The organism is Rugamonas aquatica (assembly GCF_009380215.1).
GTDB classification, from domain to species: domain Bacteria; phylum Pseudomonadota; class Gammaproteobacteria; order Burkholderiales; family Burkholderiaceae_D; genus Rugamonas; species Rugamonas aquatica_B.
Window position 1 is genome coordinate 178,408 of record NZ_WHUG01000004.1, and the last position, 19,111, is coordinate 197,518.

Annotated in this window: 15 protein-coding genes; 5 read left to right on the forward strand and 10 right to left on the reverse strand. The window is 63.7% G+C overall.

Annotated elements, in window-relative coordinates; all coding sequences use genetic code 11:
- The first annotated feature begins 59 nt into the window (after positions 1-59).
- From GEV02_RS12105 to GEV02_RS12115, 3 genes are all read left to right on the forward strand, one after another.
- A complete protein-coding gene (locus GEV02_RS12105; protein ID WP_328595796.1) occupies positions 60-1,883 on the forward strand; it encodes a DUF885 domain-containing protein in 1,824 nt (607 codons plus the stop codon).
- Complete coding sequence (locus GEV02_RS12110) at positions 1,883-2,338, forward strand: hypothetical protein (protein WP_152838227.1); 456 nt, start codon at positions 1,883-1,885, stop codon at positions 2,336-2,338. The genes GEV02_RS12105 and GEV02_RS12110 overlap by 1 nt, the downstream gene beginning before the upstream one ends.
- Before the next feature lie 124 nt (positions 2,339-2,462).
- Positions 2,463-2,936 (forward strand): hypothetical protein, encoded by a 474-nt coding sequence (locus GEV02_RS12115; RefSeq protein ID WP_152838228.1) that lies wholly within the window; start codon positions 2,463-2,465, stop codon positions 2,934-2,936.
- A 19-nt stretch (positions 2,937-2,955) separates the two neighbouring features.
- Here the strand turns inward: GEV02_RS12115 and GEV02_RS12120 are convergent, their stop codons facing one another.
- The 5 genes from GEV02_RS12120 to GEV02_RS12140 form a co-directional block, all read right to left on the reverse strand.
- On the reverse strand, positions 2,956-4,188 hold the full coding sequence (locus tag GEV02_RS12120) for a malic enzyme-like NAD(P)-binding protein (RefSeq protein ID WP_152807361.1): 1,233 nt from the start codon (positions 4,186-4,188) through the stop codon (positions 2,956-2,958).
- Between the two features lie 91 nt (positions 4,189-4,279).
- The gene (locus tag GEV02_RS12125; protein ID WP_152838229.1) at positions 4,280-5,572 is read right to left on the reverse strand and encodes a Glu/Leu/Phe/Val family dehydrogenase; all 1,293 of its coding nucleotides are present in this window, start codon (positions 5,570-5,572) and stop codon (positions 4,280-4,282) included.
- Positions 5,573-5,749: 177 nt separating this feature from the next.
- Entirely contained in the window at positions 5,750-6,712 is a 963-nt protein-coding gene (locus GEV02_RS12130) for a LysR substrate-binding domain-containing protein (RefSeq protein ID WP_152838230.1), read from the reverse strand.
- Between the two features lie 12 nt (positions 6,713-6,724).
- The gene (locus GEV02_RS12135; RefSeq protein ID WP_152838231.1) at positions 6,725-8,077 is read right to left on the reverse strand and encodes an MFS transporter; all 1,353 of its coding nucleotides are present in this window, start codon (positions 8,075-8,077) and stop codon (positions 6,725-6,727) included.
- Positions 8,078-8,091: 14 nt separating this feature from the next.
- A complete protein-coding gene (locus GEV02_RS12140; RefSeq protein ID WP_152838232.1) occupies positions 8,092-8,574 on the reverse strand; it encodes a MarR family winged helix-turn-helix transcriptional regulator in 483 nt (160 codons plus the stop codon).
- Positions 8,575-8,774: 200 nt separating this feature from the next.
- On the opposite strand from GEV02_RS12140, the gene GEV02_RS12145 reads away from it, so the two are divergent.
- Entirely contained in the window at positions 8,775-9,980 is a 1,206-nt protein-coding gene (locus tag GEV02_RS12145; protein WP_152838233.1) for a cation:proton antiporter, read from the forward strand.
- A gap of 12 nt (positions 9,981-9,992) precedes the next feature.
- Positions 9,993-10,241, forward strand: coding sequence for a DUF3297 family protein (locus tag GEV02_RS12150; RefSeq protein ID WP_008447201.1), 249 nt, complete (start codon positions 9,993-9,995; stop codon positions 10,239-10,241).
- Between the two features lie 80 nt (positions 10,242-10,321).
- Here GEV02_RS12150 and GEV02_RS12155 read toward each other — a convergent pair whose 3' ends face one another.
- The 5 genes from GEV02_RS12155 to GEV02_RS12175 all read right to left on the reverse strand — a co-directional run bounded on the left by GEV02_RS12155 (position 10,322) and on the right by GEV02_RS12175 (position 18,899).
- Positions 10,322-13,327: a TonB-dependent receptor gene (locus tag GEV02_RS12155; RefSeq protein ID WP_152838234.1), complete on the reverse strand. Its 3,006-nt coding sequence runs from the start codon at positions 13,325-13,327 to the stop codon at positions 10,322-10,324.
- A 128-nt stretch (positions 13,328-13,455) separates the two neighbouring features.
- A complete protein-coding gene (locus tag GEV02_RS12160) occupies positions 13,456-15,510 on the reverse strand; it encodes a glucosidase family protein (protein WP_152838235.1) in 2,055 nt (684 codons plus the stop codon).
- Between the two features lie 13 nt (positions 15,511-15,523).
- Positions 15,524-17,497 (reverse strand): glycoside hydrolase family 97 protein, encoded by a 1,974-nt coding sequence (locus tag GEV02_RS12165; protein ID WP_152838236.1) that lies wholly within the window; start codon positions 17,495-17,497, stop codon positions 15,524-15,526.
- Between the two features lie 77 nt (positions 17,498-17,574).
- Positions 17,575-18,528: a LysR family transcriptional regulator gene (locus tag GEV02_RS12170; protein ID WP_152838540.1), complete on the reverse strand. Its 954-nt coding sequence runs from the start codon at positions 18,526-18,528 to the stop codon at positions 17,575-17,577.
- Between the two features lie 179 nt (positions 18,529-18,707).
- Positions 18,708-18,899, reverse strand: a complete 192-nt coding sequence (locus GEV02_RS12175) for a hypothetical protein (RefSeq protein WP_152838237.1) — start codon at positions 18,897-18,899, stop codon at positions 18,708-18,710.
- Positions 18,900-19,111: the final 212 nt, after the last annotated feature.

The window sequence follows — 19,111 nt, forward strand, 5'->3', positions numbered from 1 at the left end:
TGCATACGTGGAGCCACCCGTTACATAATTGATAAATCATTATGATTAATGGGGGCTTGGTGAAACGTGTTTTCAAATGGTCGGCAGCGGTGCTGTCGGCCGCGTTGTTGGTTCTGGCGGCGCTGGTCGCTCATACTATTTATTTCAAACCGCTCAAGCTGGACTGGTTTTATACGCGGCTGTTTGCGGTGTTCGCGCTGCAAAGTCCGGAGCAGTTGTCCGCCATGCGTATCCTTCCGGGCTGGCTGGACTTCTCCAGCGCGAAGCTGGACGACGCCACGCCAGCGCACGAGCAGAAGATGGCCGACCTGGCCAAGGATGCGCTGGTTACGCTTAAACGCTACGACCGCAATGAGCTGGACCGCGAAGGCCAGCTGTCCTACGATACGCTGAACTACTACCTGCAAACACAGGTCGACGGCGAACCCTTCAAGCTGCACGATTTCCCGGTGAACCAGCTGCACGGCGTGCAGAGCGCATTGCCGGACTTCCTGGTGCAGACGCACGAGGTGGAAAGCAAGGCCGATGCGGAGAACTACATCACGCGCCTGAAGCTGTTCCCGCAGAAGTTCTCCCAACTGACCGAAGGCCTGAAGCTGCGCGAGGCGCGCGGCATCATCCCGCCGCGCTTCACCGTGGAGAAGGTGCTGGTGCAGATGCAGGGCATGATCGCTCAGGCGCCGCAGCAGCATGTGCTGTATGTGAGCTTCAAGCAGAAGCTGGACAAGATCCCGGCCGGCGAGATGGACGCCGATACCCGCAAGCGCCTGCTATCCCAGGTTGAGGCGGCGGTGCAAGAGCAGGTATATCCGGCCTACCGTGGCCTGATCGCCTACTTCACCGCTCTGCAGCCGAAGGCGCAGCGCAACGACGGCGCCTGGAGCCTGCCGAATGGCGACGCCTACTACGCGTGGTGCGTGCGCCAGCACACCACGTCCGCCATGACGCCGCAGCAGGTGCACGACCTGGGCCTGGCCGAAGTGGCGCGGGTGAGCGGGGAGATGGACGCCATCCTCAAGCTGCAAGGCCTGTCCGACGGCTCGGTCGGCGCGCGCGTGCAGCAGTTGGCCAGCCGCCCGGAGCAGCAGTATCCGAATACGCCGGCCGGCAAGAAGGACATGCTGGGCCGCTACCAGGTGATACTCGACGAGATCAACAGCGGCATCGGGCGCGCTTTCGATATCCGACCTAGCCTGGGCGTGAAGGTCGAGCAGATTCCGGCGGCTTCCGAGGCGACTGCGCCGGGAGCCTACTACAGCGAGGGTTCCTTCGATGGCAGCCGGCCCGGCATCTTCTATGCCAATATGCGCAATCCCGGCGAGACGCCGAAGTTCGTCATGCGTACGCTGGCTTATCACGAGGGCATACCAGGCCATCACTTCCAGGTGGCGATTGCGCAGGAACTGAGCGACGTGCCGTTCTTCCGCCGCGTGATCGGCTTTACCGCCTATGCGGAGGGCTGGGCGCTGTATGCGGAGCGGCTGGCATACGAGCAGGGATACGAGAAGGATGAGCTGGACAACCTGGGCCGCCTGCGCGAAGAGATGCTGCGTTCGACGCGCCTGGTGATCGATACCGGCATCCACTACAAGCACTGGACGCGCGAGCAGGGCATCAGCTACATGATGGAGAATACCGGCATGCAGGAAGGCGATGCGACGGCGGAGGTGGAGCGCTACATGGTCGATCCAGGACAGGCGCTGGCCTACAAGGCCGGCATGGTGAGGATACTGGCGATGCGCGAACACGCGAAGCAGGAGTTGGGCGCGAAGTTCGATCTGAAGCAGTTCCACAACGAAGTGCTGTCCCACGGTTCGCTGCCGCTCGCCGTTCTGGAGCGGGTGATCGACGACTGGATCGCGCGCCGCAAGCAAGGCGGCTAGTGAGATACTTCACCGTTAGCCTGGCGATCGCTGTCGCCAGCGCTTTCTTCATGGCGGCATGTTCGCGCAATAACGATGCGTCGGGCGAAGACGTTTATGTCGGCAAGCCGATTTACTCGCCGGACCATAAGCATATCGCCGTGCTGTTTACGGAGAGCGGTGGGGGCGGCATATCCCCCTATTGCATCACCCGCGTGTCGGTGGCGGCGGCGTCCGTTGAGCCGTCCATAGCCTATGCGGAAAAATATCTGGTGTACCAGGGAGGATGTCACTCGCTGGGCTTTGTCGAGATTGAGGGAAAGCGGATATTGCAGGATGCGCCCGCGTTAAAATGGGATGGATCCAGTGTACTGAGCATCAGCTTCAATCCCCGTCTGGCTGCCGGCTATGTCAGGAAGGTGATTCTGGCCACGCATTCCTATGACGGCGCGGTGAGTGTTGTGTCGGTTCCATAGATAGAACGCGCTATCCAATGATGGCCATGTGGGAATCCGTGTATTTTGCTGGAGGGATGATCGCGTATAGTTGCATATTTAGTCACCTCTCTGCGCTATGTATCTTACCTTCCGAAGCATTGTATTGACCCTGGCGGCCGTCACCAATTTCGCGATGGCCGACGAGGGCGTCGTTTTTCGCGAGCCTTACACCTTGCGGCTGCATCAGGATAAAACGCACTACGTGGAGTACCCGGTTGGCAAGGTGCCGTTCGTGCTCAATGGCTCGGTGTTCCTGTTCAAGGACGATTACTTCGGCATCAACCTCGATGTTCAGGATGGCGCGGTGGCTGCGGTCAAGTATCTTCCGAGCCCGGAGTCCGCCGACGTTTCCTTGCGCTTCACGCAGTCGGTCAAGGAAGATGGCAGTTCCATGATGCTGCTGGAAATCGTCAATCGCACCAAGTACACGCTGATGATGAATGGCGTGATGGTGACGCCGGCCGGCAAAGGTCCGGTTGTCACCAGCATCATTCCGGTCCAGGCAGGACTGGTCAACTTCGAGTCGTGGCCGCACCCGATCGCGCAGCTGGTCTTGACCAAGCTGGCGATCAAATAGCAGCGCTGCCTGGCTGCGCTTAGATCAGCGATTCCGCCAGATCACGCAGGTCGTCCGCGTATTCGAGCTCGTTCAGCTCCTTGCGGGCGACGCCGCTGCGCCATGCTGCGGTGGCGATCTTCGGCGTGACGCCGCTCAGCAAGCGCGGATCCAGCAGGCCTGGCACCACGTAGTCCTTGCCGAAGCGGGCGTCGCTGCGCGCCATGTCGGCCAGCGCCACGACGCAGGCGCGCTTCATTTCCTGGTTGATGGTCGAGGCGCCGCAGTCCAGCGCCGCGCGGAACAGGTAAGGGAAGCACAGCGCGTTGTTGATCTGGTTCGGATAGTCCGAACGGCCGGTGGCGATGATGGCGTCCGGCGCCACTTCGCGCACCAGTTCCGGACGCAGCTCCGGCTCCGGATTGGCCAGCGTGAAGACGATAGGCTGCGGCTTCATGCGCTCGATATCCAGCGGCGACAGCACGCCGGGACCGGACACGCCGAGGAACACGTCGGCGCCTTCCATCACGTCGGACAGCTTGCTGGCATTGGTGTCCTGCGCCCATGCGGCTTTTTCACCGTCCAGGTTGCGGGCGGTGGTCAGCACGCCTTTGCTGTCGCAGACGTAGATGTTCTTGCGTTCCGCGCCCAGGTCCACCAGCAGTTCCAGGCAGGCGATGGCCGCCGCGCCTGCGCCGGAGCAGACGATCTTCACGGTGGCGATGTCGCGGCCGGTCATCTCGATCGCGTTCAGCATGCCGGCGCCGACCACGATGGCGGTGCCGTGCTGGTCGTCATGGAACACCGGAATCGACAGGCGCTCGCGCAGCTTGCGCTCGATGTAGAAGCATTCCGGCGCCTTGATGTCTTCCAGGTTGATGCCGCCGAAGGTCGGATGCAGCGCGGCGATGATGTCGATCAGCTTATCGGGATCGGTTTCGTCGATCTCGATGTCGAAGGCGTCGATGCCGCCGAATTTTTTGAACAGCACCACTTTGCCTTCCATCACAGGCTTGCCGGCCAGCGCGCCGATATTGCCCAGGCCAAGCACCGCCGTGCCGTTGGTGATGACGCCGACCAGGTTGCCCTTGGCGGTGTACTCGTAGGCCTTGGCCGGCTCGCGCTGGATTTCCACGCATGGCGCGGCCACGCCCGGCGAGTACGCCAGCGCCAGGTCTTCCTGGGTGCTGACGCTCTTGGTCACTTCGATGGCGATCTTGCCGGCGCTGCCGGCGCGGTGGTAGGCCAGCGCTTTCTGTTCGATGGTGCTCATGGGTGTCCTCGTTATTTTATTGGCTCTGAATGCGAAAAACGCCTGCACGGGCCGAAGCCGGTGCAGGCGCAAACTGCTGGGGATTAGTCGATCATGGATACAGGCCGCGTACTTCGCGGGCCTGCAGCACGCGGGTGCACGCCAGGATGAAGGTGGCGGTACGCAGCGTGACCTTCTTCTCCTGCGACACCGACCATACGGCGTTGAAGGCGTCCTGCATGATGCGGGTCAGACGGGCGTTGATCTCGTCCTCGCTCCAGAAGAAGCTGGAGAAGTCCTGTACCCACTCGAAGTACGATACGGTCACGCCGCCGGCGTTGGCCAGCACGTCCGGCACGATCAGCACGTCCTTGTCGGTCAGGATGTCGTCCGCTTCCGGGGTGGTCGGGCCGTTGGCGCCTTCCAGGATGATCTTGGTGCGGATCTTCGGCGCGTTGGCGGCGGTGATCTGCTGTTCCAGTGCGGCCGGAATCAGGATGTCCGATTCGATGCCCCAGAACGCGTCGCGGTCCAGGAAGGCTTCAGCGCCTGGGAAGCCGCTCACGCTGCCGCATTCGGCGACGTGCTTGTGCAGACGTTCCACGTCCAGGCCACCTTGATGTACGACGGTGCCGGTGTGATCCTGTACGGCGATGACTTTGGAGCCGGCTTCCGCGAACATGGTCGCTGCCACGCCGCCGACGTTGCCGAAGCCCTGGATCGCAACACGAGCGCCTTCGATAGCGACACCGCGCTTGGCGGCGGCTTCGCGGCCTACGACGAACACGCCACGGCCGGTCGCTTCGCGGCGGCCCAGCGAGCCGCCCAGCGAGATAGGTTTGCCGGTGACGACGCCGGTCGACAGATTACCTTCGATCATGGCGTAGGAGTCCATCATCCAAGCCATCACCTGTTCGTTGGTGTTGACGTCCGGTGCCGGGATGTCCTTGTTTGGTCCGATAATCAGCGAGATTTCGCTGGTGTAGCGGCGGGTCAGGCGCTGCAGCTCACCACGGGACAGGGTCTTAGGATCGACACGGATGCCGCCTTTGGCGCCGCCGTATGGCACGTTGACTGCCGCGTTTTTCACGGTCATCCATGCCGACAGTGCCATCACTTCGGACAGGGTCACGTCCTGGTGGAAGCGCACGCCGCCTTTACCTGGGCCGCGCGACATATTGTGCTGGACGCGGTAGCCTTCGTAGTGGGCGATGGTGCCGTCATCGCGCTCGATCGGCACGTCGACGGTCAGGATGCGCTTCGGACGCTTCAGGGTCTCGACCCAGCGCGACAGGCTGCCCAAGTGCGGGGTAACGCGGTCGATCTGCTGCAGGTAGACGCCCCAAGGGCCCAGGTCTTCTGGATTGAGGTAGGAAGGAAGTGCGTGTGCTTGTACAGTGGTCATGCTCAAGTCTCCGATGGAATTCGTGGCTGAAATCCGCTCGTGGCGGTCTTCAAGTGGAGCGAATCATAGGCCTGGAGGCTTGAGAGGGGCCAATGCTGTATGCGCATTCGGCTATGCAAAAAATGCATAGTTAACGAAGTGGTACTGCAGCGGTACTCCGTAGTGCTACTGAATCGGCTAGCGTTCCGACACCGCGACGCGGCGTTTGCGGCCGCTGTTTTTCTGCTGCTGTTCGAGGAATTCCCACAGCCGTTCGACGATGGCCTTGCCGCGCCGGTGCGCCGACGGGCGCTCGCGGTAGAGGCGGATTTCCATTTCGATTTCCCATTCCGAGGCGCCGCCGTCGGCGCGCGCCAGCTGCTTTTGCTTGAGTTCCCGCGTCACCGCAGATTCGGGCAGGAAGGCCACGCCTCGGCCTTCCAGCGCCATCATCTTCAGGCCTTCGGCCATGTCGGTTTCGTAGTGCGGGTCCAGGTGCAGCGGGGTTTTGGCGTCGGTCAGGATCAGCTCCACCATGCGGCCCAGGTAGGCGTTATTCGTGTACGACAAAAACGGCAGCGGCTCCTTCTTGGTGCCGGGCAGCGTAAATTCCGGCGCCTTGTTCTTGTCGCAGCGGGCGTAGGCGCACAGCGATTCGCGGCCCAGCACCAGCATGTCGTAGCGGCCCGGATCGAGCTGCACCGGCTGGCGCGGATGGTGGTAGCACAGCAGCAGGTCGCAGCCGCCTTCGACCAGCTGCATCACGGCGTCGTGCACGTTGAGCGCCATCAGGCGGCTGCTGATGGGCGCGAAGTCGTGCTCCAATGCGGTCAGCCATTTCGGCACGAAGGTCAGCGACAGCGTGTGCGGCACGGCCAGGTCGATGCTGGTCTGCGCGGCGGCGCGCTTGGAGCGCAGCATGTCGCGCGCGCCGTTGATCTGCGCCAGCATCTCCAGCGCCTGCTCGTAGAACACGATGCCGGCGGGCGTCAGCGTGGTGGGGTAGGAGGTGCGGTCGACCAGGTCCGTGCCCAGCCAGTTCTCCAGCGACTGGATGCGGCGGGAAAAGGCGGGCTGCGTCACATGCCGCAGCGCCGCCGAGCGGCTGAAATTATTGGTCTCGACCAGCGAGATGAAGTCTTCCAGCCATTTGGTTTCCATGCACGTTTCCTTTTACTGCGGTTGCGGGGTGTTGGTGCTGCTCGTGATGTCGCGGATCGGCGTGAGCAGATACGCCAGCGCCGCGAACACCACCAGTATGATGCCACCGCCGAAGAACAATTGCGACAGCGAGATCATCGTCAGCACCCAGCCGGTGACGGCGGCCGACAACGGCGCCAGTCCCATGAAGATGAACATGAAGATGCTCATGGCGCGGCCCATCATGTGCGGCGGCACGCGCCGCTGTATCCAGGTGAAGACGTTGATCTGCATGTAGCCCGACAGCAGGCCTAGCGCCAGCATCAGCGCGGCCGCCTGCCAGGCGGCGTGCACGGCGCCCAGCGGCATCACCAGCAGGCCGGCGACGCCGTCCACCAGCAGCAGCAAGGTGCCGAAGCTGGCGAAGCGCAGGCGCGCTCCGGCCGCGGCGGCGCCGGCCATCCCGAGCAGCATGCCGGCGCCGTTGGCGCCCATCAGCAGGCCGAGGGTGGAGGCGCCGTGCAGCTGTTCGCTGGCCAGCACCGGGATCGCCACCTGCATCGAGCCGCCGATGAACAGCGAGACGATGCCCCAGTAGATGAAGCACATCCGCATCGGCACGTCGTTCCATACCATCATCAGGCCGGCGCCCACGGAGCGCAGCACCGATTGCGGCGCTTCCTGCTGCGCCGGCGTGGCCAGCTTGCCGACCTTGGACAAGGTCCAGGCCGAGGCCAGGAAGCTGAGGCAATCGAGGCCGAAGGCGAAGGCCAGGCCACGGGCGTCGGCGATCACGCCGCCGCTGTTGCCGGACAGCGCCAGCAGGCCGGCCGCCATCAGCGGGCCGATCAGCATCGACAGCTGGCGCAGCCCCATCAGGAAGCCATTGGCCGCCTGCAGGTGCTCGGCGGCGATCGCCTGCGGCATGATGCTGGTGCCGGACGGGATGCCGAAGGCTTGCGCCAGGCCGATGCCCAAGGCCAGCACGTAGATGATCATCAGCGTCAGGTGGGCGTTCAGGTCCAGCGTCACGGACAGTGATGCGCTCAGCGATACGGTCATGGTCGGCTGGTTGTTCAGCACCAGCAGGGTCAGCAGGCCGAGCAGCAGGGCGTTGGCGTATTTGCTCAGCATCAGCACGCGCTTGGGCGAGTAGCGGTCCACCACGGCGCCGCCGATCAGGATGAAGATGGCGCGCGGCACGCTCATCAGCGCGATGACCAGGCCCAGCGCCAGCGTGTCGCCGGTCAGCTTGAGCACCAGCCAGGGCAGGGCCACCATCGTCAGTTGATCGCCCAGCATGGAGATCACTCCGCCGCGCAACAGCCATTTGAAGTTGTGGTTGCGCATCAAGGCCGCGCGTTGCAGTTTTTTCGGATCGTCCATGGTGGCGGTCTCGTTCAGGAGTTGGAGGCGTTCATGCCGGCGATGAGGGCGAGTGCGCCGCTCAGTTCGTCGAAATGCGCGGTGGGGCAGTTGCGCAGCAATTCCTTGCTGATCTGCTCGGCCACGGTGATGGCGTTGGCCAGCAGCTCGCGGCCGGTGGCGGTGATGGCGGCGTAGGCGACGCGGGCGTCACGCGGGTCTTGCTGGCGTTCGACCAGGCCGATCTTTTCCAGCGGCAGCAGGGTGCGGGTGACGCCGGACGCGGTCAGGCCCTGGCGCTCGGCCAGGTCGACGCGGCGCAGGCGGCCGCCGGGGGCGCGGTTCAGGTAGTGCAGCAGCATGAAGTCGCCGAAGCTGATGCCGTGGTAGCCGCCCAGCACTTGGTCGAGCCGGCGCACCAGCGCGGCCTGGGCGCGCGCCAGGCGCAGGGCAAATTCCAGGCTCGGACTGACGTCGGCCGGGATGTCTTGATTCATCTCTTGATTGATCTCGCTCATGCTCGTTCCTTTTGTTGATTTGTTCTTGATAAATACCTGATTAAGCAAGTATATCGTAATTGCTTGCGTACGCAAGTATTTTTTTGCACTTTACGCCACAGAATTCAAACTACAGTTTTTTGCCGTGGCAGTTCGGCGCTAGAATTGCTACGGCTTAAGAAAAGCTTTACCTAAACTACAGAAAAATAACGGAGACTTTTATGCACATGGGCACCACCGAGATCTTCCTGATCGCGATGATGATAATTTTTAGCGTGCCGTACCTGATCTGGCGCTTCGGCAACACCGACTACTACGCGCCGCTGGTGGTGGTGCAGATCATCACCGGCATCCTGCTGGGGCCGGGCATCATGGGCCGTGCCTATCCGGAGTACTACAGTTTCGTGTTCAACCCGCAGGTGGTGCAGTCGCTCAACGGCGTGGCCTGGTGGGCGGTGATGATCTTCGTGATGATCGCCGGTATCGAGCTGGACTTGAAGAAGGCCTGGGAGCACCGCCGCGAAAGCACCATCACCGCCGGCCTGGCGCTGGGCACGCCGCTGGTGTTCGGCTGCATCGCCGCGCTGGGCCTGGTCGGCTACGCCGGCTGGATGGGGCCGAAGGCGCAAAGCTGGCAGTTCGTGCTGGGCGTGGGCATGGCTTGCGCGGTGACGGCGCTGCCCATCCTGATCCTATTGATGGAAAAACTGGAAATCCTGCGCCAGCCCATCGGCCAGCGCATTCTGCGCTACGCCAGCCTGGACGATATCGCCATCTGGGGCGTGCTGGCCGTGATCCTGCTGGACTGGGACCGCGTCGGCCGCCAGCTGGGCTTCCTGGTGGTGTTTGCCGTCGCGACCAAACTGTTCCGCATGATGATGGTGCGGCTGGAGGAGCGCGACCGCTGGTATGTGTCCTTCATCTGGCTGGCGGTGTGCGCGTTCGCCGCAGACTGGGCCGGCCTGCACTACATGGTCGGCGCCTTCCTGGCCGGCGCGGTGATGGATGCGGACTGGTTCAACCAGGAGAAAATGGACTTCCTGCGCGCCAATGTGCTGATGGCCATCATGCCGGTGTTCTTCCTCAGCACCGGCCTGCGCACCAACTGGGCGGTGGGCGGTTCGGCCGTATTCATCGTGGCGGCGGTGCTGTTAATCGCTTCGGTCAGCGGCAAGCTGGCCGGCATCCATATCGCCGGCAAGATCCTCAAGTGGGGGCCGGGCGAAGCGTCCATCATCGGCTGGCTGTTGCAGACCAAGGCGCTGATCATGATCATTTTCGTCAATATCCTGCTCGACAAGCAGATCATCACCAGCGAGACCTTCACCGCGCTGCTGCTGATGGCGATCGGCAGCACGATGCTGACGGTGCCGATGGTGTACCCGAAATTGCAACGGGTGGCGCAGCTCATCTTCAAAACCAGCTGATATAATGCCGGGATGAACGATACTACTCAACTCCCTCCGCTGCCCGATCGCCTGTCGATCGACCCGCGCAGCAAATTCCACGTTGCCGCCGTGTTCGAACACGATGTGGGCATCCGTTTTAACGACAAAGAACGCCTGGACGTCGATGAGTACTGCATCAGCGAAGGCTGGATCAAAGTACCGGCCGGCAAAAGCCTGGACCGCTACGGCAATCCTATGCTCATCAAGCTGAAAGGCAAGGTCGAAGCGTTTTACCGTTAATACAACGTTGATACAAACACTGTAATGCAAAAACACCACCAGCACTGAACGCGTTCAGGCTGGTGGTTTTTTTTCGTCGGTCAGAACTTGTGGTTGTACTCCGCCGAGAAGCGCACCTGGCGTTCAGGCGCGCGGCCCAGCACCTGGTTGTAGTACGGGTTGATGGTGTCGGCGCCCGAGTTGTAGACCGGCTGGGTGGCCATGACGGTCTGGCGGTTCAGCAGGTTGAACACGTCGGCCTTCAGTGTCAGGCCCTTGAACCAGGCCGGCATGTAGGTCGCGTTCAAGGCCAGCCGCATATCGGTCGGCAGCGTGCCGGCCGAACCGCGCGGCGACAGTTTCTCGTCGCAGTAGAAGGTGGCCGCGCCGTACCAGCCGGCCGGGTTGTTGTTGACGTTGAGCGCCTTGGGCAGGTTGCCGATGCAGGACTTCGGTCCGCCGGAAACGATGTTGATGTTGGTGCCCACGCGCCACTCCGGCGTCAGCTGGTAGTAGCCGTAAGCCTTCAGCACATGCGTGTGGTTGTTCGGCAGCAGGCCATTGGCGCCGTCCATCAGCTCGGGATAATCGAAGGCGGTGGTGGCGGCGATGTCGGCCTGGCCGATGTCGGATGCGACCTGGCCTTCCATATTGCCGCGGCTGCGCGACAGCGTGTAGTTCACCTTGCCATACCAGCCGTTGCGCAGCGGATGCTCGGCGAACAGATCCAGCGCGGTGTAGATGCGCTGCACTTTCGGCAGTCCGATATCTTCGGCCGACAGCGGCACCGTCACCAGCTTGCCGTCGCCGCCCAGGTCCAGTTCCAGCGTGTTGGCCTTGCCTGGATTGATCAGCAGGCAGGGCATGTTGTAGCGGCTGGCGTCGACCTTGTTGCGGCTTGCCCAGGCATTCACCGGACGCTGGTCGCACCAGTCTTCGATGGTGTTGCGCAGCGTGCGGTAGGTGAACTTGGCGCCCACGGTGTAAGACGGCGTCAGGGCCGCTTCGAAGCCCAGCGCCAGTTCATCCTGGTAGGTGGCGCCGAGGTTGCTGGCGGCGACCTGGTGCGGATCCTTGGGGTGGCCGTACTCATTACCTGCGGAGAAAGGCGGGCTGATTTCGGTCAGGCCGGTCGGCGCACCGGTTTTCGGATCGACGCCGGTGTAGGTGAAGTAGTGGTCGATGTGCACCGGGTTGCCCGCCAGGCGCAGCGCTACGCTGGTGGGGATTTGCAGATGGTAGCGGCCGGCGTTGGCGAAGAGCTTCAGGCTGCTGTCGCCGCGCGCGTCCCAGGCCGCGCCCAGGCGTGGCGCCAGCATGTGGCGCTGCTCGGCATAGGCGACGCCGGCGCTGTTCTTGTTGGTGAACTGTTCGTTGCGCAGGCCCAGGTCCAGCAGGATCCTGTCAGTGATCTGCCAGCGGTCCTGCACGTACTGCGCGCTCTGGTCGGTCTGCGGCGAGGCCGCATCGCTCTGGTGGTACTCGTCCACGTAGTAGCCCTGGGTGCCGTAGCCGCCGCCGGATGCGGGCGAGCGGCCGCCTGGCACCGTTGCGTTCGGATTGGTCGAGCGCGAGTAAATCCAGCTGCCGCCGCCCGCCAGCGACGAGCCGTTGATGGAGGAGACGTTGTTGTGGTCGATACCGGCGCGCAGGCCGTGGTCGCCCAGCTTGTACTCGACATCCAGACGCAGCGTCGATTGCTTGTCTTCGGCATTGGCGACCTGCATGGTGCCGCCTATGGTCTGCGGGTTGCTGTAGACCAGGCCGGGCACTTGCGCGCGCGCCGGCGCCGACACCTGGTAGATGCCCGGCACATAGCCTTCGGTGCTTTGCGGGTAGGTCGACTTGAAGCGGCCGGCCAGTGCCGTCACGGTCAGGCGGTCGGTCAGGAAGCCGGTGTACTTGAGGATGGAGTCGTTGGTGATGGCGCCGTCGCCGGTCACGCCGTCTGCGCGCACGTTGGTGCGTTGCAGGTCGGTGTAGCTGAAGCCGTAGTTTTGCTGGGTCTTCTTGGTCTCGTCGTGGATCTGGGTGAATTCCAGACGGTGATCGTCGTTGATGTTGTAATCGAGTTTGACCAGGTAGCGCGGCGTGCGGCTCTCGCGTTCGGTCCAGCCGTTGGTCTTGTTGGTCGAATCGGAATCCTTGCTGATGTAGGCGGTGTTGAAGCGGTCCTGCTCCACGTTGGCGAACACGAACAGCTTGTCCTTGATGAGCGGTCCGCCGACATAGGCGCTGCCGAAGACATCGTTGGCGGTGTTGGCGCCGCGATAGGTCAGCAGCTTGCCATCGGTGGCCGGGTTGGCGCCGGTTTGCGGATAGTAGGTGTCCTCCGGTTTGGCGCGCAGCTTGTTGGGCGTGTACTGCAATACCGCGCCGGCTTCCCAGCGGTTGGTGCCGCTCTTGGTGGTGATGTTGACCACGCCGCCGGTGGAGCGGCCGAATTCTGCGCTGTAGCCGCCTTGCAGTATCTGCGCCTGAGCGATGGCGAAGAAGGGCAGGGTGGTCGAGCCGATCTGCTTGTACACATTGGTGACGGGGAAGCCGTTGATGTAGTACGAGTTCTCCGACACGCCCGCGCCGCCGAAGCTGTCGCCGCCGATGCGCGGATTGCCGCGCGCGGTGCTGGGCGCCAGCTGGATGATGCCCGAGATGCTCTGCGCCACCGGCAGCGCTTCCAGTTCGCGCGCGGTGAAGACGGCGCCGTTGTTGGTGTTGCTGACGTCGATGGTGCGGCGGCGGGTCGTTACGGTGACCGCTTGCAGGGCTTCGAACGAAGCTTCGACGCCCTGGCCGATCAAGGCTTCCACTTCCAGCGTGCGTTCGATTTCGCCATTCCGCATCAGCATGACCTTGTAGCTGCCCGGTTGCATGGAGGTGGCCTGATAGCGACCGCTGGCGTCCGGATGGACCGTGCGGCGCGCGCCGGTGGCGATGTTCTCCAATACCACGCTGGTGCCGTTGTGATTGGCGATCTGGCCGAAGATGATGCCGGTGGCGTTCGATTGGGCATAGGCTGGTGCGGTAATGCCGCCGGACAGCAGGGCTCCGCCGAAAGCCAGCGCGAGGGCGTGGGCTACAAGCGTCATCCGGATGGGGTTCTTCATGATGTCTCCTAGTCGTTTTTATGATGGTCGGCCACCACGGGCAGCCGACCAAGACATACTAGGGAAGGAGGCGTTAGCGATCTAATGAATCTTTGGTCGCTACCATTGCTGAAAACGATATGCGGAGTTTATTCGGGCAGCGTGATCTGCAACGGCGCCTTGCCGTCCCAGGCTTTATCGAACAAGGTCTTGCCGTCCAGGCGCACCAGCACGCGTTGCGCCGGCTGGCCTGGACGCAGGCGCGTCGTCACCAGATCGAGGCCTTCGCCTGTACCACCCGCGCCGAACGCGCGTATGCGCCGCAAGGCCATGCGCGGCCAGCCCTTGGGCAGACGTGGCGCGAAGCTGAAGCTGCGCAGGCCTGTCGCCTCGATGCCGAACAAGCCTTCCGTCATCACCCGCGCATACAACCCGCTTTCTGCCGACAGGTGGCGTTGCTGGCCTTCCGGCCAGGCTTCCACTGCATACGGTACGTGCTCGCCCAGCAGGCGGCGGCCGGAGTAGTAGCGCAGATAGGGCATGGTGCGTTCCAGTTCGCCCGCTTTCAACAGGCCGCGCAACGCGTACAAGGTGGCGCGGTCCCAGAAGGTTTTGTCGCCTGCCTCGGTCAGCACGCCGTTCTCCGACCACAGTTGCGGCGACAGCAGCGCGTCGATGGTGCCGCGTTGGCGTTCGTTGATCCCCAGCGCCAGCGGCAGCGCGATCCAGGCGCGCAGCTTGTCGTTGCCGGCGTAGTAGCGATAGGTGTCGTAGCCGCCGATGGATGTGCCGAAGTGGCGTTCGATGGCGGTGCGTTGTTCCTGCGCCTCCTGCCGCAGCGCTGCGGCGCGCTGCGCGTCGCCCAGGGCCGCGTTCAGGCGCGCGGCGCCGGTCAGGCCGCCGTAGGCCAGTACGTTGGTCGACAGGTTGGCTTTGCCGGATGGGAAGCGGCCTTCCAGTTCGTCGCTGTCGGAATGGACGATGCCTTCGCCGTCGCGCTGACGGCGCGTGAATTCCAGACACCAGTCGATCAAGGGCAGCAGCTGGCGCGCGGTGCCGGCGTCGCCCTGGGCCAGTGCGAACTGGCTGGCGCCGTAGGAGATCATGGCGCAGTCGCCGCGGTCGCCGGCGCCGTTCCAGTAGCTGCGTCCTTCTGCGACGATGGAGGAGGGCAGCGGCCGGTACTCGGGATTCATGTAGCGGGCGAACAGGCCGAAGCTGGTCAGCGCGCTCTGCACGGCGGCGCGGTCGCCCAGGTAGGGGAAGAAGGGATTGACGTATTCGGCCTGGTCGTTGGCCCAGACGGCGGCGTAGTAGCGCGTGCCGCCCGGTCCGTGCAGCAGGCCGCCGCGTGTGGCGAATACGCTTTCGGCGGCGCGCACTTTGGAGAAGGCGAACATGGCGTCGAGTACAGGGTCCGGCGTTTCGAGTACTAACTCGTTGCGCCATTGTGCGACTTTGCGGGCGCGCGCTTGCAGTGCTTCGTCCGCATCCACGTACACCATCTCGTTTTGCAGGCGGCCGCTGATGATGACGTCGACGTGCACGCGCGCGCCCGGCGCCAGCGTGCCTTCGTGCGCCGCCGACTGCACGGCGATGACGTAGGCGCCGTGCGTGCCGCGTTCGGCCGGCGTGGTCTCGCTGTTCTCCAGCGCGGCGAAGCTGTAACGACGGGCGGTCTTGCCGTTGTTGACCAGTTCCAGCCGCTCCACCAGCGCCGGTTCGTCCGGCGACGGCGTCAGCGTGCGGTTCAGCAGCAGGCCGGGCGCCAGTTCGGATTGCAGACTGAGTTGGCCGTCGAAGCGTACTTGCCGCAGGCGCTCGGCGGCGACTGGTGCGCCGTCGATGGCGATGGCGGGCGTGGCCTCGGGACCGAACTTGCGTATCAGGCTGGCGTGCGTGTCGTCGGGGATGATGCGCAGCATCGGCCATACCACGGTACGCGTCAGCAGCAGCGTGCCGTCGGCTTGGCTGCCGTAGTCGATCACCGCGGAGACCTGGCGGCCGCTCATCTCCAGCTGGTCGCGATGGGTGTCGCCGACTTGCCAGCGGATGGCGTTGCCGTCGATCTGCCAGCGCGGCGTGAAGGCGGGTGGCGCTGCGTGGATCGCGCTGGCTGCGTGCGCGGTGGCTATGGTGGCGGCGAAGGCGGCGGCCAATGCGGCGGCCAGTACGGCCGCGCGCGGGCGAGTTTGTTTGTGCATGCGGTGGTGCTCCTTATTGCGTCTGCTTGGTCGGGCGGATGATGGCGGTCCAGCCGCCGCCTGGGGCCAGGCGCATGGTGAGGCGGCTGTCGCGGGTGACGCTGGCGCTGCCTGGCTGCACGTCGGTGGCGAACACCGCTGCGTTCGGACCGTCTTCCATGCTGCTCATCTGGTAGCTGCCTTCGCCGAGGAAGGACAGGTCGAGCGCCAGCTCTCGGCCGTCGCTGCCGGTCATCGCGCCCACGTACCACGTGTCGCCACGGCGGCGCGCCATGGCTACGTAGTGGCCCAAGTCGGCGTGCAGCACGCGGCTTTCGTCCCACTCCACCGGCACCTGTCGGATGAAGGCCAGCGACGATGGATTGGCGCGGTATTGCGACGGGCTGTCGGCCAGCATCTGCAGCGGGCTTTCGTAGATCACGTACATCGCCAGCTGGTGCGCGCGCGTACCCTGGCTCATCGGGCGGTCGAAGCTGGCGACGAAGTCCTTGCGGTGGGCGTTGCTCATCGCGCCTGGCGTGTAGTCAACCGGCCCGGCGAACATGCGGATGAAGGGCAGCGTGACATCGTGCTCCGGCGTTTGCTTGTCGCTCCACTTGTTGTTCTCCAGCCCTTTCACACCTTCGAAGGTGAGCACGTTGGGCCAGGTGCGCTGCAAGCCGCTGGGCTTGAAGCTGCCGTGGAAGTCCACCAGCAGTTTGCGGGCGGCCGCTTCACGCGCCACGCGTTCGTAGTAGTTGACCATCCACTGGTCGGCACGCTGCATGAAGTCGACTTTGATGCCGGCCGCGCCCCAGCGCGCGAACTGGTCCAGCGCCGGCTTCATTTGCGTGTCCAGCGTTTTCCAGGACACCCACAGGATGATGCCCACGCCGCGTTCCTTGGCATGCGCCATCAGCGCAGGCATGTCGATCTCCGGCTTGACCGCCAGCAGGTTGCCCAGCTCGTACCAGCCTTCGTCCATGATGATGTATTCGAGGCCGTTCTCCGCCGCGAAGTCGATGTAGTGGCGATAGGTGCGCGTATCCAGGCCGGACTTGAACGGCACGTTGTACAGCTTGTTGCCGTTGTACCAGTCCCAGGCGACCTTGCCTGGCTTGATCCAGTCGGTCTGTTGCAGTTCCTGCGGCTCGGCCAGCAGGTAGGGCATCTGGTTCAGCAGCAGGCCGCCAGCGTCGGCGGCGATGCCGAGGATGCGCCACGGGTACGAGCGCGTGCCGGCGGTGCGCGCGATGTACGGCGCTTCCTGCGTCACGGGCACGTTGCGGTCGTCGCGTGCGGTGTCGGCCAGCGCCACTTTCGGGAACACGGCGCGCAGGCCGTCCGCTTCGCCGTGCAGGTACATGCCGGGATAGTCGCGCAGGCCCGATTCGGTCAGCACCAGATGTGCGCCGCCGCCGCGCACCAGCGCCGGCACGCCGACCAATTTGCCTGCTGCTTCGCTGACAGCCAGTTGCTGGTAGTAGTGCTCGTTGTGCGACTGCATGGACTTTTCCTGCGGCCAGTACAGCGTATCCTGCGGCCGTACGTGGACGCCGGCCAGCTCGTCCTCGACTGTCACCTGGCCGGGCAGCTCGGTGCGGAAGCGATAGGCGATTCCTTCGTCGTAGGCGCGCACTTCCAGCGTGTAGCCGCCGGCGAAGTCCAGCCGCAGCGCGTTGTAGTGGTCGCGCACCTGGCGTGATTTCTGCGCCACCAGTGGGCGCACCGTGGCGTCGATGCTCACGCGCTGCTGTTTGGTCAGGCGCGGATGGTCGCCCAGCGTGCCGATGCCGCTCAGCTTGAGGCCTATCGGCGTGGGCAGCACCAGTTGGGTGTCGCGGTGCTGGACCGCCAGCGTCAGCTGCTCGCCGGTGTCGATGGTGACGCGCAGCTGGCGGTCGGGCGAGCTCAGTTCCAGCGTGGATGCGGCGTGGCCGGCCAGCGGCGCGATCAGGAATAGTGCGCCGGCCAGGCGGCGCTTCAGGGATACGGGTAGTTGTTTCAAGGGAGGTCTCCATCCAGGTGTTTTGGGGCATGCTAAGCGCGCTGCGCATAGCGGTCCATTCACCTTTTACGCGACTGCTATACCGAACACGGTATAGCCAGCGCGGCCTGCCGTCGTATGGCTTGCAGCAGCAGCTCTGCGCCTGGCGACAGCAGGCTGTCGCGTCGGCGGATGATGCCGAACGGGTCCATCTGGCAGGCCAGCTCGATCGGCAGCACCGTCAGCTGGCCCAGCTCCTGGTAGTGCAGCGCGACGTCGGCCGACATCACGTTGAGCGCGTCGCTCATTTGCAGCATGCTGGTAATCAGCACGATCTCGCTGGTGTCGACCACGTCGCTCGGCGGCTCCAGGCCGGCGTTGTGGAACAGCTGGTCGAAGCGCTGGCGCAGGATGGTGCCGGGCGGCGGCATGATCCACGGCGCGCGCGCCAGGTCTTGCAGCGTGAGCTGGTCGTGCACGGCCAGCGGGTGGCCGGCGCGCGCCACCACAACCACCGGTTCTGCCGCCAGCTCTTCGTACTGCAGGTCGGCGCTGTCGTGGAAGGTGGTCATGCGGGCCAGCAGGAAATCGAGGGTGCCGCGTTGCAGGCGTTCGAGCAGCACCATGCTCGATTCGATCTGCACGCCGATGCGCAGTTGCGGCACCTGCTGTTTGACGCGGGTGATGGCGCAGGGCAGCAGCCGCATGGCCGGCGTCATGATGCTGCCGACATCGACCTGGCCGGCCAGGCCGGACTTGAGGGCGACGATGTCTTCGTGCGCACGCGCCAGGCTGGTCAGGGCCATGCGGGCGTGGCGTATCATGCTTTCGCCGTAGATGGTGGGCTCCATGCCGCGCGGCAGGCGCTCGAACAGCGCGATGCCGAGCATGTCCTCCAGCTCCCGGAGCTGCTTGGATGCGGCCGGCTGGGTCATGCACAGGGCGTCGGCCGCGCAACTGAGTGTGCGTTCGTCGTCGAGCGCGATCAGCAACAGTAGTTGGCGGGTTTTCAGCCGCGCGCGCAGGAACCAGTTCGGATTCGGCGCGTTCATGCCCAGTGATGATTCCATCATGGCGTCTCCCTTGTTGTTATAAAAAAATTATAAGGGGCGGAGCAATAGCCAATCAATGATGCATTAGAGGCCTTTGATATCGAAATCGGCATAGTGCCTGAAAACGAAACGGCCCGGTCGGATCTCGACCGGGCCGTTTGTGACCGGAGTGGTGCCTGTTACTGCGCCTGCGGTTCGCCGCGCAATCTATCCAGCATCTGCAGGGTAGCCGGCAGCAGGTTCATGATGCCGTGATAGGCGCAGTATTCACAAAATGCTTCCTCCGGACTCATGGCGGTAATGCTGGCGTCCGAGTGTCCGCGGCGGCGCAGTGCGCGTAAGCAGGCTGCGTCCATATTCCTGGCGTTCATGCGCTGTTTCCCTTTCGAATAAATGAGGTGGATATGATGTTCTGAAGCAATTATATGCTCAAAATAGTTCTGTGTGGCAACTATATTGGATTTTCTTAATTTATGAAAACATTTTGCTACGATGGCGCCTCCGGCATCGGTGGCCGGAGGCTTGCAATCAGGAAGTAGTGCGGGGGGAGTGGGAAAGTTCCCCCGCGACCGAGCGGCGGCGG